17 protein-coding genes are annotated in these 16,943 nt (G+C 65.7%); 7 read left to right on the forward strand and 10 right to left on the reverse strand.

The annotated features are described in order from the left end of the window. The first annotated feature begins 66 nt into the window (after positions 1-66). Positions 67-2,079: an acetyl/propionyl/methylcrotonyl-CoA carboxylase subunit alpha gene (locus FMZ75_RS14610; RefSeq protein WP_166143811.1), complete on the forward strand. Its 2,013-nt coding sequence runs from the start codon at positions 67-69 to the stop codon at positions 2,077-2,079. Between the two features lie 124 nt (positions 2,080-2,203). Beyond that, on the forward strand, positions 2,204-2,890 hold the full coding sequence (locus tag FMZ75_RS14615; protein WP_142862555.1) for an arylesterase: 687 nt from the start codon (positions 2,204-2,206) through the stop codon (positions 2,888-2,890). A 9-nt stretch (positions 2,891-2,899) separates the two neighbouring features. Here FMZ75_RS14615 and FMZ75_RS14620 read toward each other — a convergent pair whose 3' ends face one another. Genes FMZ75_RS14620 through purE form a run of 4 tightly spaced genes read right to left on the reverse strand, consistent with a single transcriptional unit; the run spans position 2,900 to position 4,964 of the window. Then, on the reverse strand, positions 2,900-3,145 hold the full coding sequence (locus tag FMZ75_RS14620) for a DUF2442 domain-containing protein (protein ID WP_142862554.1): 246 nt from the start codon (positions 3,143-3,145) through the stop codon (positions 2,900-2,902). Next, positions 3,120-3,362, reverse strand: a complete 243-nt coding sequence (locus tag FMZ75_RS22180; protein ID WP_166143813.1) for a DUF4160 domain-containing protein — start codon at positions 3,360-3,362, stop codon at positions 3,120-3,122. The genes FMZ75_RS14620 and FMZ75_RS22180 overlap by 26 nt, the downstream gene beginning before the upstream one ends. 43 nt (positions 3,363-3,405) lie before the next feature. Further along, positions 3,406-4,494, reverse strand: a complete 1,089-nt coding sequence (locus FMZ75_RS14630; RefSeq protein ID WP_166143814.1) for a 5-(carboxyamino)imidazole ribonucleotide synthase — start codon at positions 4,492-4,494, stop codon at positions 3,406-3,408. Beyond that, positions 4,491-4,964 (reverse strand): 5-(carboxyamino)imidazole ribonucleotide mutase, encoded by a 474-nt coding sequence (gene purE, locus FMZ75_RS14635; RefSeq protein ID WP_166143874.1) that lies wholly within the window; start codon positions 4,962-4,964, stop codon positions 4,491-4,493. The genes FMZ75_RS14630 and purE overlap by 4 nt, the downstream gene beginning before the upstream one ends. Before the next feature lie 237 nt (positions 4,965-5,201). Here purE and FMZ75_RS14640 point away from each other — a divergent pair, with 237 nt between their 5' ends. Both FMZ75_RS14640 and FMZ75_RS14645 read left to right on the forward strand, forming a co-directional pair. Next, positions 5,202-5,738: a phage tail protein gene (locus FMZ75_RS14640; RefSeq protein ID WP_142862551.1), complete on the forward strand. Its 537-nt coding sequence runs from the start codon at positions 5,202-5,204 to the stop codon at positions 5,736-5,738. Positions 5,739-5,756: 18 nt separating this feature from the next. Then, entirely contained in the window at positions 5,757-6,299 is a 543-nt protein-coding gene (locus FMZ75_RS14645) for a GNAT family N-acetyltransferase (RefSeq protein WP_142862550.1), read from the forward strand. A gap of 30 nt (positions 6,300-6,329) precedes the next feature. On the opposite strand, the gene FMZ75_RS14650 is transcribed toward FMZ75_RS14645, so the two are convergent. Next, positions 6,330-7,829: a Hint domain-containing protein gene (locus FMZ75_RS14650; protein ID WP_108918560.1), complete on the reverse strand. Its 1,500-nt coding sequence runs from the start codon at positions 7,827-7,829 to the stop codon at positions 6,330-6,332. Positions 7,830-8,125: 296 nt separating this feature from the next. Between FMZ75_RS14650 and FMZ75_RS14655 the strand changes: the two genes are divergently transcribed. The 3 genes from FMZ75_RS14655 (at position 8,126) to FMZ75_RS14665 (ending at position 9,915) form a co-directional block, all read left to right on the forward strand. Next, entirely contained in the window at positions 8,126-8,782 is a 657-nt protein-coding gene (locus FMZ75_RS14655; protein WP_166143816.1) for a hypothetical protein, read from the forward strand. A gap of 117 nt (positions 8,783-8,899) precedes the next feature. Further along, positions 8,900-9,454 (forward strand): TIGR02281 family clan AA aspartic protease, encoded by a 555-nt coding sequence (locus FMZ75_RS14660; RefSeq protein ID WP_246728986.1) that lies wholly within the window; start codon positions 8,900-8,902, stop codon positions 9,452-9,454. Positions 9,455-9,528: 74 nt separating this feature from the next. Then, positions 9,529-9,915 (forward strand): GtrA family protein, encoded by a 387-nt coding sequence (locus tag FMZ75_RS14665; RefSeq protein ID WP_108918513.1) that lies wholly within the window; start codon positions 9,529-9,531, stop codon positions 9,913-9,915. 24 nt (positions 9,916-9,939) lie between these two features. Here the strand turns inward: FMZ75_RS14665 and FMZ75_RS14670 are convergent, their stop codons facing one another. The 5 genes from FMZ75_RS14670 to FMZ75_RS14690 form a co-directional block, all read right to left on the reverse strand. Then, on the reverse strand, positions 9,940-11,448 hold the full coding sequence (locus tag FMZ75_RS14670; RefSeq protein ID WP_166143820.1) for a Hint domain-containing protein: 1,509 nt from the start codon (positions 11,446-11,448) through the stop codon (positions 9,940-9,942). 169 nt (positions 11,449-11,617) lie between these two features. Beyond that, on the reverse strand, positions 11,618-12,439 hold the full coding sequence (locus FMZ75_RS14675; RefSeq protein WP_166143822.1) for a phosphosulfolactate synthase: 822 nt from the start codon (positions 12,437-12,439) through the stop codon (positions 11,618-11,620). A gap of 32 nt (positions 12,440-12,471) precedes the next feature. Beyond that, the gene (locus FMZ75_RS14680; RefSeq protein ID WP_166143825.1) at positions 12,472-13,866 is read right to left on the reverse strand and encodes an MmgE/PrpD family protein; all 1,395 of its coding nucleotides are present in this window, start codon (positions 13,864-13,866) and stop codon (positions 12,472-12,474) included. Positions 13,867-13,930: 64 nt separating this feature from the next. Continuing rightward, positions 13,931-16,405: an ATP-dependent helicase HrpB gene (hrpB, locus tag FMZ75_RS14685; protein WP_207783449.1), complete on the reverse strand. Its 2,475-nt coding sequence runs from the start codon at positions 16,403-16,405 to the stop codon at positions 13,931-13,933. 90 nt (positions 16,406-16,495) lie between these two features. Beyond that, positions 16,496-16,873, reverse strand: coding sequence for a helix-hairpin-helix domain-containing protein (locus FMZ75_RS14690; RefSeq protein ID WP_142864433.1), 378 nt, complete (start codon positions 16,871-16,873; stop codon positions 16,496-16,498). Positions 16,874-16,943 lie beyond the last annotated feature (70 nt).

The following is a 16,943-nucleotide window of genomic DNA, read 5'->3' on the forward strand; positions in this document are numbered from 1 at the left end:
GGCGCGCCCACTTTTCTCGCTGGTCGAGAAAGGCAGGCGCGCCGTTCCGCATGTATCGGGGCGCGCATGTTTCGTAAAATCCTGATCGCCAATCGTGGCGAGATCGCTTGCCGCATCATCAAGACCGCCCGCCGCATGGGCATAAAGACGGTCGCAGTCTATTCCGACGCCGACGCCGACGCGCTTCATGTCGAAATGGCCGACGAGGCCATTCATCTCGGCCCGCCCCCTGCTGCGCAATCCTATCTGCTCATCGACAAGATCGTCGCGGCCTGCAAGGAGACCGGCGCCGAGGCCGTGCATCCGGGGTACGGCTTTCTCTCCGAGCGCGCCGCCTTCGCCACGGCGCTGGCAGAGGCGGGCATCGTCTTCATCGGCCCCAATCCACGCGCGATCGAGGCGATGGGCGATAAGATCGAGTCGAAGAAATTCGCCTCCGCCGCCAAGGTGAATGTCGTTCCCGGCTATCTCGGCGTTATCCAGGACGGCGAGGAAGCGGTCCGCATCGCCAATGAGATCGGCTATCCGGTCATGCTGAAGGCCTCGGCCGGCGGCGGCGGCAAAGGAATGCGCGTCGCCTTCAAGGCAGAGGAAGTGGTCGAGGGCTTCAACCGCGCCCGTTCCGAAGCCGCCTCCTCCTTCGGCGACGACCGCGTCTTCATCGAGAAATTCATCGTCAATCCGCGCCACATCGAAATTCAGGTGCTGGGCGACAAGCACGGCAATGTGATCCACCTCAATGAGCGCGAGTGCTCCATCCAGCGACGCAACCAGAAGGTGATAGAGGAAGCCCCTTCGCCGCTCCTCGATGAGGAGACCCGCGCCGCCATGGGCGCGCAGGCCGTCGCCCTCGCCAAGGCGGTGGATTACGATTCCGCCGGCACGGTGGAATTCGTCGCCGGCCAGGACAAGAGCTTCTACTTCCTCGAGATGAACACCCGCCTACAGGTGGAGCATCCGGTCACCGAGCTCATCACCGGCGTCGATCTCGTCGAGCAGATGATTCGCGTCGCCGCCGGCGAGCCGCTGTCGCTGCGCCAGGAGAAGGTGACGATCAACGGCTGGGCGGTGGAAAGCCGCATCTACGCCGAGGATCCGACCCGCAACTTCCTGCCCTCCATCGGCCGTCTGGTGAAATACCGCCCGCCGGCGGAGAAACGCGAGGGCGCGATCACCGTCCGCAACGACACGGGCGTCGCGGAAGGCCGCGAGATCTCTATCCATTACGATCCGATGATCGCCAAGCTCGTCACCCATGGCCCCGACCGCCTCGCGGCGATCGACGCCCAGGGCAATGCGCTGGATCGCTTCGTGATCGACGGCATTCGCCACAACATCCCCTTCCTCGCCTCGCTGATGCAGCATGAGCGCTGGCGCTCGGGCCAGCTCTCCACCGGCTTCATCGCGGAGGAATATGCAGGCGGCTTCGCCGCCCCGCAGCCGGATGGCGAGGTCGCCCACGTGCTGGCGACCGTCGCCGCCCTGGTCGACCACATCGGCAATGAACGCAAGCGATTGATCAGCGGCCAGCTCGCCCATGGCCGGCCGCTCGAATTCGAGCGCAAGCGCGTCTGCGCGCTCGGCGAGCAGCTGTTCCATGTGACTCTGGACACGCAGGGCGAGGCGCTGATTGTCCATTTCGAGGAGGAGGACGGCCGCACGCGGCGCATCTCCTCCTCCTGGCGGCCGGGCGATCCCGTCTTCGAGGGAGCCATAGACGGCGCCTCCATCTATGTGCAGGTGCGGCCGATCCTCAACGGCTTCCAGCTCTCGCACCAGGGCGTCGCCGTGGACGCCCGCGTCTTCACCCAGCGCGAGGCCGAGCTCAATGCGCTGATGCCGAAGAAGAAGAGCGCCGGCGTCTCCAAGCATCTGCTCTGCCCCATGCCCGGCCTCGTCAAGACGGTCGATGTCGTCGAGGGCCAGGAGGTGAAGGCCGGCGAGCCGCTCTGCATGGTGGAAGCCATGAAGATGGAGAATGTGCTGCGCGCCGAGCGCGACGTGACGATCAAGAAGATCGTCGCCAAGCCGGGCGACAGCCTCGCCGTCGATGCGGTCATCATGGAGTTCGCCGAGTAACGGCCGAGCCAAAGCATTGAAAAGATTCGAGAGCCCGGCGAATGCGCCGGGCTTTTTTCATGGTCGGTCAACGCGCCGCCGCTACCGTCCGCTCGATTTCATTTCAGGCGTTCGAGGTGACCAAATGGCCCGTCAAATTTTCCGCTTCGGCGCCGCTCTCGGCGCCGCCATTGCGCTCTCCGCGTCGACCCATGGCTCGCCCGCGCGGAGCCAGCCCTCCGCCCCGCTGAAGCTGCTGATATTGGGCGATAGTCTCAGCACCAGCCTCGGCGTGCCGGAAGGCTATGGTTTCGGCCCGGCGCTGGCCGCGCGTCTGCGCGCCGACGGCTATCGCAATGTCGAGGTGGTCAATGGCTCCATGGCCGGCGACACCACTGCTGACGCGGCCACGCGCCTCGCCTCGACGCCGCAGCAATATGACGCCGACGTCGTCATCGTCGAGCTCGGCGGCAATGATATGCTCACGCAGACCGAGCCGGCCGTCGTCGCACGCAATCTCGATTGGATTCTCGACGGCTATAAGAAGCGCGGAACTCGAATCGTCATCGGCGGGATGCTGTCCAAGCCCGAGCTCGGCTTCGTCTATAATGTGACCTTCGATCAGATCTATCCGAAGCTCGCCGCGCGCTGGGGCGCCTCGCTCTATCCCTTCTTTCTCGCGGGCGTCTTCGGCCATCCGGCGCTGATGCAGGACGACCACATCCATCCCAATGCGGCGGGCGTCGCTCGCATCGTCGCCGGCATAGCGCCGCTGGTGGAGCGCAATCTCGACGCGGCGGCGGGCCGGCGCAGAGTGGCGGAGGCGCCGTGAGGCGGAGCGTCAACTCGGCAAGCCGAGAAGATTATAGACGGAGATATCCTCGTCTATATCTGGCCAATGAATGCCTTCGCCTCGACCGACGAGCCGCCAATTGCGTCGCTGCTCGGGCTCCGCGTCACGCAGGAGAGGAAACCATTCGAGAGGCGCAGCAATTTCCCGCCCGTCCGCGAGAAAAACGCGCAGCGTAGCGTCGTCGATCTCGAGGTCGACTGCAGCGGGATCAAGTCTGGCGGCCGTGCCGGGCATTCCACGCCTCATCGAATGTCTTTCTATACTCGATCACTGTCAGCCGCAGTCGTTGAAGCTCCTGCGATCGAAATCCCTGAGAGCGCGCCAACTCGACCGGATCGAGCCAGAATTTGGCGGAGCCGCCATTGCTCTCGACATGGATATGGGGCGGCTCACCCCTTTCGGAACTGTAAAAGAAGAATCGAAAAGACCCAATATGCAAAATCGTGGGCACGTCTCGTCATCCTTCGCAGAAGAGAATCGAGACAAAACGAAAATCAGTCTCGATCCGCGAACACCCGCGTCACATGCCCCATCTTGCGGCCGGGGCGCGTCTCCTTCTTGCCGTAGAGGTGGAGGCAGGCCCCCTCCTCCGCCAGAAGATCCGGCCATTCGTCGACTTGCTCGCCGATCAGATTGCGCATCTCCACGCGCGCGCCATGGCGGCGCGTCGAACCGAGCGGCCAGCCGGCGACGGCGCGCATATGCTGCTCGAATTGCGAGGTCACGGCGCCGTCCAGCGTCCAATGACCGGAATTATGCACGCGCGGCGCGATCTCATTGACGACGAGAAGCTCGCCGCCCGCCGTCTCGACCACGAACATCTCCACTGCGATCACGCCGACATAATCGGCCGCCTCGGCGATTTTGCGGGCCATTTCGACGGCGGCCGCCGCCGTCTGCGGCGAAATCCGCGCCGGCGCGACGGTCAGCGCGAGAATATGGTGCTCATGGACATTCTCGCAGACGTCATAGGCGCGAAAGGCGCCGTCCGCGCCGCGCGCCGCCACCACAGAGACCTCGCGCGCGAAGGGCACGAAGCCCTCGAGGACGCAAGGCGCGCGGCCGAGCTGCTCGAACGCGGCGGAAAGATCGCCGCCCTCGCGCAGCATGATCTGGCCCTTGCCGTCATAGCCGAAGCGCCGCGTCTTCAATATGGCGGGTAGGCCGAGACGCGACACGGCGGCGGCCAGCATGTCGACGCTTTCGACATTCTCGAAAGGCGCCGTCTCTATGCCCAGGCCGCGGACGAAATTCTTCTCGGTGAGCCGGTCTTGCGTCAGCGCCAGCACGCGCGGATTGGGCCGCACGAGCGAATGCGCCTCGAGAAAAGCCGCCGTCTGCGACGGCACATTCTCGAATTCATAAGTCACGACATCGACGGCCGCGGCGAATTCGGCGAGCGCCGTCTCGTCCTCGAAAGCGGCGATGGCGCGCGCGGCGCAGACATCGAAAGCCGGATCATCGGCCACGGGCGAATAGACATGAGCGCGCAGGCCGAGCCGCGCGCCGGCCTTGGCCAACATGCGGGCGAGCTGGCCGCCGCCCAATATTCCGATGGTGGCGCCGGGGCGCAGGCTGGTCATTTCGTTCCCGCATCGTCGCTCGGCGTCTCGGCGACCTGCTCGGTCTGGCGGCGACGCCAATCCTTCAGCCGCGCGTCGAGCCCCGCGTCGCCGCGCGCGAGAATGGCGGCGGCGAGCAGAGCGGCGTTGATCGCGCCGGCCTTGCCGATGGCCAGAGTGCCGACCGGCACCCCGCCCGGCATCTGCACGATGGAGAGCAGCGAATCCATGCCGGAGAGCGCGGCGCTCTCGATCGGCACGCCGAGCACGGGAAGCGTCGTATGCGCCGCCGTCATGCCGGGCAGATGCGCCGCGCCGCCGGCCCCGGCGACGATCACCTCGAACCCCTCCGCCTCGGCGCCTTTGGCGAAGGCGCTGAGCCGGTCCGGCGTGCGGTGGGCGGATATGATGCGCGCCTCATAGCCGACGCCGAGCGCATCGAGCGTCTCGGCGCCATGCCGCATGGTGGCCCAATCGGATTGGGACCCCATGATGATCGCGACAGGCTTCTTGGACTGCGCCACGGCTCTTCCGGCGGGCTCGAGTGCATGAAGCACAGCCCCTTAGCCGAACCGACGGCGCGGCGCAAGCGCATGTGCGCCGGGCGCCATGGCTTCGAGCGGCGTCTCGGGCGCGACGCATTCGACGCTACCGTTGCAGTGGACTCGCTTCTCGCCTCGAGGTAGCAAGACGAGCTTTATCGGAGTTTTTCAGTTCGGGAGCAAAATATGTCCGAGCCATTTATCGGAATGATCGTCGCATTCGCCGGAAACTTCGCGCCGAGAGGATGGGCGCTCTGCCAAGGGCAGCTTCTCAGCATTGCGCAGCACACCGCGCTCTTCTCCATACTCGGCACCACCTATGGCGGCAATGGTCAGACCAACTTCGCGCTGCCCGATTTGCGCGGCCGCGCCATTGTCGGCCAGGGCCAAGGTCCCGGGCTGGGCTTCTATGCGCTCGGCGAGATCGCCGGCGTCGAAAGCACGACGCTGACGACCAGCCAGATGCCGGCGCATACGCATCTGGTCAGCGCGCAAGCGACCGCCGCGAGCACGCCCAGCCCCGCGGGCGCCGTCCCCGCCGAGCTGGGAGCCGGAAAGAACGCCACCAACCTCTACGGCCCGCCGACCCCGGCGACAGCCGTTGCCATGGCGCCGTCGATGATCTCACCGACCGGCGGCAATCAGCCCGTCTCCGTGCTGAGCCCCTTCACGGTAATCAATTATATCATCGCTCTGGAAGGCGTTTTCCCGTCTCCCGCCTGAGAGACGGCGTGCGCGCCGATGGACGAGAGCGACCCCACTGCGGAAATGCGCCTCGGCCGCCGAAACGAGACGCCCGCGGATGCGGCGTTTCGTTTCGAGCTCTTCTGTCGGTCGCGTCCGCCGGGCGAGGAGTTCGGAGCTCTCGACCCGTCGCTTCGGGACATGCTGCTGCGCCAGCAATTCCTGGCGCAGATCGCCGGCTATCACGCGCAGTTTCCACAGGCTCGCCATGAGATATTGGAAATAGGCGAAGAGCCGGTCGGCCGCCTCGTCGTCGAGCGCGGCGTAGAGGCTCTGCATATCGTCGATCTGGCGATCATGCCGCAATGGCGCAGCCGCGGAATCGGCGCGCGCCTGCTTCGAGAGCTCGCCGACGAGGCGCGCATCGCGCATATGCCGGCTCGCTTCCGCTCCTTCCTGCTCAATGAGGATGGAAACCGGCTCTTTCAGCGCCTCGGCTTCATCCCGGTCGCCCGCACGGAGCTGCAGATCGTGTGGGAATCGCGCAGCGGCGACGAGCCGCTCTCTCCCCCCGAAGGCCGCGCGCCCGCGCGTCCGTGAGACGAGCGCGCGGGACGAGAGGGAGCGCGCTCAGGCCGCGCGCGAATCCAGAGCCTCGGAACGCACCGCATAGAGCCGAGGCCGCGCCGGAGCGTTCGTTTCCGCCGGAGCTTTCCATCCACGCTGCGCCGAGGCGTCGAAGGAGATGGTGAGCGCGACATGGGCGCCGGCGAGCGTATCGAAGAGCGACGACGGCAACCCCGTTTCCTCGCCGATGGTCCAGCGCCGGTCCGCGGCGTCGCTCGCTTCCACGGGATGGAGGCAGGGAGCCAGACGCGCATCGTCGAGAGCGATCGGAAAGGCGCTGCGTCCGTCCGAAACGGAGAGGCCGAGGATCGACAGGCCGAGCGGCCGAGCGTCACGATCGAAGCGAATATCCGCGGGCGTGAAGCTCGCGCATCGCAGGCGAATGTCCTGCGCGGCCTTAGGAAACAGAAACACTGCCGAATCGCCGGCCAACAGCGGCAGATATTCGACGCCATCGGCGACGAGCCGCAGATCGGCGTCGAAGTCGCGGGCGTAGCCGAGCTGCTCGGCGCGCCGCTCGAGCTGCAAACGCATCGCCGCGACGACGACATTCGACGCAAAAGGCCGGCAGAAATCCGACGCCGCGAGGCGTTCGACGCGCACCGCGCCGAAGCTCTCCGAAAATGAGCCGCGCTCGCCGGTCGCGCTGTAGCTTTCGGCCGGCATTCCATTGGCGATCAGAATGTCATGGCTCTCGAGCTCGATATGCCAATAATCGACGACGTCGGTCGGAACGCGGGCGATCGTCGCGCCATTGACCAGCTCATCGGCATAGACCAGCACCTCGCCGAGAAAATCGACACAGAGGGCGTGGGCGGGCGAGACATAGAGATCGCGCTCGGGGCGGTTCTCCGCAAAGGCGCCCGCCGCGATGCGCACCGGCCAGGCGTCGCGCGGGCGCGCGCGCGGAGCGCAATCGACGATCCGGTGACCGATCCAGGCGATCGGACGCTCCTCGCCCTCCGCCGTCAGCACGACGTCGCCGGCGCGCAGCGTCTCTATGGCGACATCGCCGCGCGGCGTGCGGATCAGCGTCCCGGCGGCAAAGCAGGTGATGGTGATCGAGACGCTCTGCGCCGCGTTGAAGTTGCCCCCGGTTCTGGTGTCCTGAAAATAGCTGCTGCGGCCTGCGTCGTAATAGAAATCGACATTCGGGCCCGAGTAGCCGCTGACGGCTTGATTGCCGTTCGCTGTCGGATTGTCGGTGACGAAATTGATCCCGTTGAAATTGACATAAGCGCCGCTCGGCCCGTTTCCCGCGGGCCAGAAATGATTGTCGGAGCCTTCCGCCAAGCCGGCCGCGCTGGCCGGGTCGACGACGCCGATGATATTGTAGGTCGTGCTGCCGACCTTATAGGTCCCGGTCGCATTGGTGACGGTATATGATCCATCCGCGTTGAGCGTGTCGCTGTACGTCAGATTGAGCGTCACATCGACTCTCGTGTTCGGCGGCACACCGTCGGACGCTGGCGGAATAGTGTAGGAAATCGTCGCCGTTCCCATGAATAGCCTCCGAATTCATCAATCTATGAGGCGGCGCCTCATTCCTATTTCCATGAAACGAGTAATTAATAAATAGCCGGCGAGGCAGTGTCAATAATCCGCGACATGAGCTTCTCGTGGAGCGCCGCGCCTCTACATGCGTTGAGAGCCGTTGCAGAAACCTCGATCCCGATGATTTGCTCGAGCACGACGATCGCCATTCGGCTGCGGCGGGCGAATTCACGCCGGCCCCGAATGGCGAAGCGCGTCCTCCTCCGCTATCATCGCGACATATTGCGTGCTGTTTCGGAGGCGAAATGGATATCAAGGGAATGCAGGAGGCGCTCGCGGCTCTGAAGAGCCTGATCGCGACTTTGGGCCTCGTTCTGGCGATCGGCTTCGCCATCGTCAACGCCAATGCGATCGGCGACGGACTCGCGGCTCTCGCCGATCGCTTCGGCGGGCTGCGCGGAGCCGAGATCGCCGGCGTCAAGCTGGATTTCGGCGAGGCGACGATCGAGCAGCGCGTGCCGCCCACGCTGTTCGAGCGGCTCGACGCCAAGGACCGCCGGCGCGTCGCCCGCGATTTGAACACGCTCGAGCCGCGCATGGCGCTGCGGCTGCTGCAGGTCGGCCTGCTGGCCAATCTCTGCGAGTTCGAGAGGCCGACGACCTCTATGATCGACGATTTCAGCACCGATCATCATCTGCAGGATCGCGGCCTCGCCTCTCTCGTCGACAACCCGCAGATCAAGGCGAGAGTGATCGCCGAACTGGCGAAGGCGGGCAGGAAACCCGGCATAGGCGAGCCGCGCGCCTGCTACGACATCACGCTGACCGATCATGGCTGGGACGTGCGGACCGCGCTGGTGCATGTGGTGAGCGCAGGCTTCGGCTCCGCGCCGATGTTCCGCGAGCCGGCGCCCGATCAGGAGGTCGCCCAGGAGCAGCGCGCCATCTCCAAAAAGCGCTGACCAAAATCCTCCGACACGCCCGAGTTTGAGAAAACGCCTTAAGTATTGATCAGGGTCCCTCGGCTAGTTTGCCCTCCGTGGCCGGCGGTGTGTCGCCGGCGTTCAGGGACCATGCCGATGTCCAGCTCTATCCTCCGCACCGCCATCGGCGGGGCGTTTTTCACGCTCGTCGCCTCTCAATCGCTCGTTCACATTCTCACCCAGGTGCAGGCCAAAACGGCGCCCTACCGCCCTCAGGCGGAATATGCCGCCCCGATGCGCGCCTATGCGCCCGTCGCGACGGCGGCGCCGAACGCCGCGATCGGCGAGGCGATCATTCCCGCCGATCGTCTCGGCCAATATTCCGCCAATGTCGAAATCGAAGGCCAGCGCGTCCGAATGCTGGTGGACACGGGCGCGAGCACGGTCGTGCTGTCCTATGAGGACGCCGCCGCGATCGGCTGTCTGCCGGCGCCCGCAGATTTCAAATATCCCGCCCAGACCGCAAATGGCGTCGCCCATATGGCGCGGGTGAAGCTGCGCGAGGCCCGTCTCGGTCAGGTCGCGCTGCGCGACGTCGACGCCTATGTGGCCGAGCGCGGCGCCCTCGGTGCCAGCCTGCTCGGCATGACCTTTCTGTCGCGCCTGTCCCGTATCGAGGCGGGAAACGGAAAGCTGGTTCTGCGTCAGTAGGCGCGGAGCGCCCCCGGTCTCATCGGCGGACCCGGCCTCTCGCGCGGGAGCGGAAAACATGCGATTGTCCGCGCATGTCGCTCCCCCGCCAGCTCTCCGTCTTCGCTCTGGTGGGCGTCGTCGCGACCGCGCTCCATTATGGCGTGCTCGTCGGGCTCGTCGAGCTTTTGGCCTGGCCGCCGGTTCCGGGCGCGCTCGCCGGCTATCTCTCCGGCGGAATCGTCTCCTACATCCTCAATCGCCGTCACACATTCGAGAGCGACCGCCCGCATGAAGAAACGACATGGCGTTTCGCCCTCGTCGCCTTCGTCGGCTTCTGCCTCACCTATGGATTCATGAATCTCTTCATCGAACGCATGGGCGCTCCCTATCTTCCGGCGCAGATCGTCACCACGGGGATCGTCTTCTTCTGGTCCTATCTCGGCAACCGCCTGTGGACCTTCCGCGCAGGGCCGGCCTGAGCGGCCGATCCTGCGCCATGATCGTCAGGCCGCCTCACGGCCCTCGGCGATCAAGACGTCGACGCCGCGAAGCGCGCGCTCCTCCGCCTCGCTTCGCGACAGAGGCGGCGCCCAGCCGCGCATCTCATCGCAATTATAAGCGACGATCAGCGCGATCTGCGCGCCGCTCAATTGCGCGAAGAGCGACGGCGGCAGCGCGAGCCCCTCTTCGCGAGTCCAGCGCCAGGGGCGTTGCTCGCTCGCCTCCTCGGGATGGAAGAAAGCGGCGAGCTGCGGATCATCGAACGGAATGCGCGCGATCTCGCGACCGTCGGTCGCCACGAGGCCGCTCAGCGAGACGCCGAGCCGGCGCGTGTCGCCTCCGAGCCCTGAATCATCGGCCGGAACGAAGCTCGTCGAGACGAGCCGAATGTCCTGCGCCGCACGCGGAAACGAGAAGATCGCAGAGCCATTGGCGCGGATCGGAGCGATCTCCGCGCCATCGACCAGAAGCCGCACGTCGGGATCGAATTCGCGCGAATAGCCCGAGCGCTCGGCGCGAGCCACGAGCCGCTCGCGCACGGCCGCGATCATCGCCGGTGAAGCGAAGGGACGGCAGAAGTCGGAGTCGAGGCGCCGCTCCGACGCCGGCGAGCCTTGGATATGGAGAAAGAATCCACGCTCGCCGGTGGCGCTATAACTCTCGGAGGGCAGATTTTCGGCGATCAGAATATCATGGCTCTCCAGTTCGACATGCCAATAATCGACCGTCTCGACCGGGACGCGGGTGATCGTCGCGCCATTGACGAGGCTTTGCGCGTGAATCAGCGCCTCGCCGACGCATTCGACGCAGAGCCCATGGCCGGGCGACACATAGAGATCGCGCGCCGGGCGATTTTCGCCGAAAGCGCCCGCCGCGATGCGCACCGGCCAGGCGTCGCGCGGCTGCGCGCGCCCCGTGCAATCGATCTTGCGATGGCCGATCCAAACGATCGGGCGTTCGCGTCCTTCCGTCGTCACGACGAGATCGCCGACGCGAAGATTCTCGACGGCGATTTCGCCGCGCGTTGTTCGAATGCGTGTGCCGGTGACGAAGCAGGTCACGGTCGCGCTGAAATTGGTCGCGGCGAGCGGACTCTTCTGAACGCCCGTGTCCTGAAGATAGGCTTGCTGACGCGGATCATAGTAGAGATCGACATTGGGCCCGACATAGCTGCCGTTTCCGCCGGTCTGATTGCCATTGGCGGCGGGATAGTCGGTAATGAAATTGACGCCGCTGTAATCGACATAGGCGCCATTCGGCCCGTCGCCGCCCGGCCAGAAATGATTGTCGGCGCCCTCGGGCGATCCGCTCGGGTCGACGACGCCGACGACATTATAGACCGTTCCGTTGACGGTGTAGGTCCCGGTCGCGCTCGTCACGGTGTGCGAGCCGTCGGAATTGACCGCATCGGCGTAAGTCAGATTGAGCGTGACGTCGATGCCGGGAGTTCCCTCCGCCACATTGGCGGGAATCGTATAATTTACTGTAGAAGTGCCCATCTTGATCACCATACCAACACTATAGAGAAGACTAAAATCCAGAAGAATGGGAGACGTTTATCTCGACCGAAACCTCGAATTAAATCCGATAATAGAAATAAAGCTTGATTTGAGTCTATTTATAAACCACAAGTTGCAATCTATCAATCCGTTGCAACTCGTACGTCGCGTCGCGGCCTCCTCACCCGCCGACGTTCTGAATGCGTCCCCAAGTGCTCTTCGTGCCCCAAATGCCCTGGCGCAGCGCCTCCAATTGCACGATTTGCGAGTGGTCGACGAAGAGATTGACCTCATTGCCGTAATTCTTGACGTACCATTCGAAGACCGGCGGATCGGCGGCCTCGAACATCACTTTCTCGAGCCCGAGACTGTCGATCACGCGCGCCGCCACATCGGTGCGCCAGCGCTTCACATTTTCGGTGATCCCTTCGCTCTCGATCATGATGATGTCGGCGCCGGCGTCGAGCGCGCGCTCGGCCTGCGCGATGAGCCAGGAGACGTCGCGCGTTCCCTCCGCCTCCAATTCCGCCGCCGAAGTATCGCCGCCGGCGCCGAATTGAATGCCGACCTCGGGCTTGGCCTTCAGCCCCGCCTTCTTCACCATGCGCACCAGCCGCAGCAGGCTGTCGACCGGCAGGCTGACGAAGCCCGCCGAAATTTCCACCACATCGAAGCCGAGCGATTTCGCTTCCTCGATATACCGGCCGATCGCCTCAGGGCCGAAGCGCATCACATTCTCGAGCCAGCCGCCGGTCGAGATATAGGCGCCATGGTCATGCGCGGTCTTGTTGAAGCTCCTCACCGCCTCTGGCGGCATCAGCGCGAAGGAGCCGCCGGCATATTTCACGCCGTCGATCCAGGCGCCCATGGTCTCGAAGAGATCGGCGAGATGGCGTTTTCCATAGGCGCTGTAATAAGGTCCGCGAATTTCGGTGAGCCCGCGCTGGCGTGGCTTGCCCGTGCGCGCGGCGCGGGGAATGAAGGAGAATGTGGTCTCGGCCATGGCGTTCACCTCGCGTGCTGGAGCGCGAGCCTTCAGGCTCGCATTCGTCGCTCTCCCTGCGCCGATCCGCCGATGCGTCCGAGCAGTCCCGTCAGCTCCGCGACGCGCCGCCGCTCGAGCGTCTCGATCACATTGGCGATGGCGTCGCGCTCGATCTCGCTGGTCTTCTCGCGCGTGACGCGATCGAATTTGCGCCGCGCCGTCTCCCAATCGAAGGGGTCGGTATAGAAGCCGTGATAATCGTCGCGTGCGCAGGCGAGCAGGCGCCCATCCTCGAGCTCGATCGCGAGCCGCGCCGGCAGAAATTTCGGAAACAGAGCGGTAAGCTCCGGCGAAGGGGCGATCTTCACCTTGCGCAGCAGCGTCTGCGCATCCTCGGCGAGAATGCGCTGCGGCGCATATTGTTCCGGCTGCACCTCGCCGTCGATGAGCGCGACGGCGAGCATATAGGGAAGGCTGTGATCGGCCTCCTCCTTATTGCGCACCAGGCGCTTGTCGCCTTCTTCGCCGCCGCCGATGATCTGAAAGGCCACCGCGAAAGTCTCGAGCCGCGCCTCACGCACAGAAGCCGCCGAAAACCCCGGCCGCGCGCGAATGTCGAGCGCCGCGTCGATCGCCGATTGCGAGTGAATCTCGGCATTGTGCTTCTTGAGAATCGTGCGCGTCACGCTCTCCAAATCCTCGCGCAGCCAGTCGATTTCGAAAGGCCCGGCGATCGTTTCCTCAAAGCCCTTATTGCCTTCGAAAACTTCCGCCGGCCCGGTGATCCCATGCGCGGCGAGCAGCGCCGCATGGGTCGCCGCCATCGCCGTATTGGGATAGGCGAGGCCCTTCCAATGCGAGAGCGCGCCGGTGCGCGTCACGCGCAAGGCGTTGTTCGCCGTGCCGCTGATGGCGATGGCATTGGCGATTTTTTCGGGCGAGAGACGCAGCGCCTTAGCGACGCCCGCGGCGGCGGCATAAGCGCCTTGTGTCGTATGGTCGAAGCCGCGCGCCCGCACCGGCGCGACATCGCTCAAGCGCGTATGCACCTGATAGGCGACGGCGAGCGCCGCTAAAAATTCCGCGCCGCTGGCGTCGCGCATTTCCGCCGCCGCGAGAACGGCGCCGAGATTATCGGAAGGGTGACAGGTCTCGCCCGGCGCGAGATAGCTGTCCATGAAATCGAGATAGCGCGACAGCGCGCCATTGTAGAAGGCGGCGCGATCGGGCGCGGTCTTGCCGCCGCCGATGAGCGTCGAAATCGGCGCGCCGCCGAGCGCCAGCGTCATCTCGCGGATCGCCTTTATCGGCGCCGCGTCGAGCGCGCCCAAGGCGACGCCGATCGTGTCGAGAACGCGGATTTTCAATTGCCGCAGCGCGGCCTCGCTCATCTCCTCGAGCTGCGCCCGATCGACGAATTCCGCGAGCGTCTGAACCTCGGTCATTGGCGAGATTCCTTGCAGGCCGTCGTATCTGTCGCGCCCGCCGGCAGTATCAAGCCGTCTTCGCTCACGTCCCTCGCGGCTTCGCCCGCGTCGTCGGCGCTGCGCCGGCGGGATCGTCGGGCCAAGGATGGCGCGGATAGCGGCCCTTCATCTCGCGCTTCACCTCGCCCCAGGAGCCGGCCCAGAATCCCGGCAGATCGCGCGTCGTCTGAATGGGCCGATACGCCGGCGACAAGAGTTCCAGCGTCAAGGGAACGCGGCCCTTGGCGAGCGTCGGATGCGCAGAGAGGCCGAACAGCTCCTGCACGCGCACCGATAAGAGCGGCCCATTGGCTGCCGAATAATCGAGCGCATGGCGCGAGCCGGCCGGCGTCTCGAAAAAGGCGGGCGCCTCGAGGTCGAGCCGCCGCGTCAGCTCATAGGGAAGCAGCGCCGAAAGCGCGGCGCCGAGATCGTCGGCCGTTATGGCGGCGACGCTGGCGCGGCCGAGAATGAAAGGCGCGAGCCAATCTTCGACACTCTGCGCGAGGCCCTCGTCGCTGACGTCCGGCCAATCGTCGCCTTCGGCGCGGCGCAGAAAGGCGATGCGGTCGCGCAATTGCTCCTGCGCCTTGCTCCAAGGCAGACGCGCTACGCCGAGGCCGGCGACGCCGCACGCGAGAATGCGCGCATTCTCCTCGCTGGCCTCGACGGAGAGATTCTGCTCGGCGAGGCGGATCGCCCCGAGCCTGCGGAAACGCCGTCGCCGCAGGCTCGCGCTCTGGGCGTCGAAAATCGTTTCGTCGCGCGTCTCGATGCGATCGGCGGCGATGCGCTCCACCTCTTCGGCCGAGAGCGCGCAAGCGGCGAGAATGCGCGCCTGCGCGGCGCGGCCGGTGATCTCGGCGATCGCGAGAAAAGGCGCCTTGGCGAGAACGTCATGCGGCGGCGTGGCGGCGGCGCGGCCATTGGCCATCAAAAACTCGCCGGCCGCGCCACGCGCTTTGGCGATGCGATCGGGATAGGCCATGGAAATGAGCGCGCCATCGGAGAGATCGGCTTCCGCCTCACGCCGGACGGCGGCTTTCGCCTGCTTGGCCCAGCTCGCCGAAAGCCGCTGCGCGTCGCGAGCGCGGCGAGAGCCGTCGGAGCGGAAACGATCGAGCCGGTCCGAGAGATCGCTGGATGTCCCACCGAGCCCGCGCTCGGACAGCAGCAGAGCGAGATCGGCGGCGCGTTCGGCCTCGCCATGGCGCGCCGCCTCCAAGATCATGCGCGCGAGGCGCGGCGCCAGCGGCAGCGAGCGGATCGCGCGGCCGGTCGCGGTGAGCGCGCCTGCTTCATCGAGAGCGCCGAGCGCGCGCAGCAGAGCGACAGCCTCCTTCCAGGCCGGCGCCGGCGGCGGATCGAGCCAGGCGAGCTTATTCGGATCGTCGAGGCCCCAGGAGCGCAGATCGAGGGCGAGGCCGGAGAGATCGGCGGCGAGGATTTCCGGCGCGGCGAAAGCGGGCAGCGAAACGGTCGCCGCCTCGTCCCACAGGCGATAGCAGACGCCCGCTTCCGTGCGCCCCGCCCTGCCCCGCCGCTGATCGACGCTGGCGCGCGCGGCGCGCACCGTCTCGAGCCGCGTGAGGCCGAGATCGGGCTCGAAGACGGCGACGCGCGAGAGCCCGCTGTCGATGACGACGCGGACGCCTTCTATGGTCAGCGAGGTCTCGGCGATGGAGGTGGCGAGCGTCACCTTGCGGCGCCCCGGCGCGGCGGGCGCGACGGCGAGGTCCTGCTCCTTGCGATCCATCGCGCCGAACAGCGGCGCTATATCGACATCTGCAGGAAGGCGCCGCTCGCCGAGAAAATTGGCGACGCGCTGAATCTCGCCCTGCCCCGGCAGGAAAACCAGGATCGAGCCCTTCTCCTCCGCCAGCGCGCGCGTCACGGCGCGGATCACAGCCTCTTCCAGGCGCTCATGGGAGTCGCGGCCGAGATAGCGCGTCTCCACCGGAAAGGCGCGGCCCTCGCTCTCGACGATTTCCGCGCCGCCCATCAACCCCGCGACGCGCGCGCCGTCGAGCGTCGCCGACATTGCGATGATGCGCAGATCGTCGCGCAGCCCCGCTTGCGCGTCGAGCGCCAGAGCGAGGCCGACATCGGCGTCGAGCGAGCGCTCGTGAAACTCGTCGAAGAGCACGGCGACGACGCCCTCGAGCATGGGATCATCGAGGATCATGCGCGCGAAAACGCCTTCGGTGACGACCTCCACGCGCGTCTTCACGGAGATTTTCGACTCGAGCCGCATCCGCAGGCCGATGGTCTCGCCGACGGATTCGCGCAGGCTCGCGGCCATGCGCGCGGCGGCGGCGCGCGCGGCGAGACGGCGCGGCTCCAGCAGAATGATCTTGCCGCCTTTCGCCCAATCGGCGTCCAGCAGAGCGAGCGGAATGCGCGTCGTCTTGCCGGCGCCGGGCGGCGCGACAACGACGAGATTGCGCCCTTGAGCGAGCGCCGCCGTCACGCGCGGCAGAACCTCGTCGATCGGCAGCTTGTCGGTAAAGGCGATCAAGGAAGCGTCCGCGCGTCACAGCGCTTGCCGCTCGAACGGACCATTCGAGCGATCAGAATTCGCTGCAAACCGCAACCGCGCGGGGCGCGCTCACTTCTGCTTGGCGATGATCTTGTCCTTGATCTTCTCATAGACGCCTTTGGGGAGGATGTTCTTCTGATAGAGCTCGTCCTTGCCCTTATAGGGCCTCCCCTTGATGATCGCCACGGAGCGCGCCTCGCCTATGCCCGGCAGCGCATCCAGCTCCTCTTTCGTCGCGGAGTTGATGTCGAGAAGCTCCGCCGGCTTGGGAGCGGCTTCTTTGGCCGGCGGCTCTTTGGCGGGCTCGGGGGCCGGCGTCGCGGGCTGCTGCTTGGCGGGCGCGCTCTTGCCCGCTTTGGCGATAGAGGTCGCAGGCGCCTGCGCCAGCGCGGCGGCGGCGAAGGTCGAGAGGAGGACGAGAAGGCAAAGGCGCAAAATATTCCGCATGACGATACCTCGAATAAGGACGCCGAGAGGGTAGCGTCTCGTCGAGGCGCGGTCGAGAGGCGGCGGCTGC

The organism is Methylosinus sp. RM1 (assembly GCF_011378635.1).
Taxonomy (GTDB): domain Bacteria; phylum Pseudomonadota; class Alphaproteobacteria; order Rhizobiales; family Beijerinckiaceae; genus Methylosinus; species Methylosinus sporium.

Bases quoted from the DNA above. Each gene is read 5' to 3' on its own strand.
- FMZ75_RS14680 (WP_166143825.1), bottom strand. From the start codon at position 13,866: ATGACCGAGGTTCAGACGCTCGCGGAATTCGTCGATCGGGCGCAGCTC.
- purE (WP_166143874.1), bottom strand. From the start codon at position 4,964: ATGGGGTCCCAATCCGATTGGGCCACCATGCGGCATGGCGCCGAGACG.
- FMZ75_RS14640 (WP_142862551.1), top strand. From the start codon at position 5,202: ATGTCCGAGCCATTTATCGGAATGATCGTCGCATTCGCCGGAAACTTC.
- FMZ75_RS14630 (WP_166143814.1), bottom strand. From the start codon at position 4,494: ATGACCAGCCTGCGCCCCGGCGCCACCATCGGAATATTGGGCGGCGGC.
- FMZ75_RS14620 (WP_142862554.1), bottom strand. From the start codon at position 3,145: ATGCCCGGCACGGCCGCCAGACTTGATCCCGCTGCAGTCGACCTCGAG.
- FMZ75_RS14645 (WP_142862550.1), top strand. From the start codon at position 5,757: ATGGACGAGAGCGACCCCACTGCGGAAATGCGCCTCGGCCGCCGAAAC.
- FMZ75_RS14690 (WP_142864433.1), bottom strand. From the start codon at position 16,873: ATGCGGAATATTTTGCGCCTTTGCCTTCTCGTCCTCCTCTCGACCTTC.
- FMZ75_RS14610 (WP_166143811.1), top strand. From the start codon at position 67: ATGTTTCGTAAAATCCTGATCGCCAATCGTGGCGAGATCGCTTGCCGC.
- FMZ75_RS14675 (WP_166143822.1), bottom strand. From the start codon at position 12,439: ATGGCCGAGACCACATTCTCCTTCATTCCCCGCGCCGCGCGCACGGGC.
- FMZ75_RS14615 (WP_142862555.1), top strand. From the start codon at position 2,204: ATGGCCCGTCAAATTTTCCGCTTCGGCGCCGCTCTCGGCGCCGCCATT.
- FMZ75_RS14670 (WP_166143820.1), bottom strand. From the start codon at position 11,448: ATGGTGATCAAGATGGGCACTTCTACAGTAAATTATACGATTCCCGCC.
- FMZ75_RS14655 (WP_166143816.1), top strand. From the start codon at position 8,126: ATGGATATCAAGGGAATGCAGGAGGCGCTCGCGGCTCTGAAGAGCCTG.
- FMZ75_RS14650 (WP_108918560.1), bottom strand. From the start codon at position 7,829: ATGGGAACGGCGACGATTTCCTACACTATTCCGCCAGCGTCCGACGGT.
- FMZ75_RS14665 (WP_108918513.1), top strand. From the start codon at position 9,529: ATGTCGCTCCCCCGCCAGCTCTCCGTCTTCGCTCTGGTGGGCGTCGTC.
- FMZ75_RS14660 (WP_246728986.1), top strand. From the start codon at position 8,900: ATGTCCAGCTCTATCCTCCGCACCGCCATCGGCGGGGCGTTTTTCACG.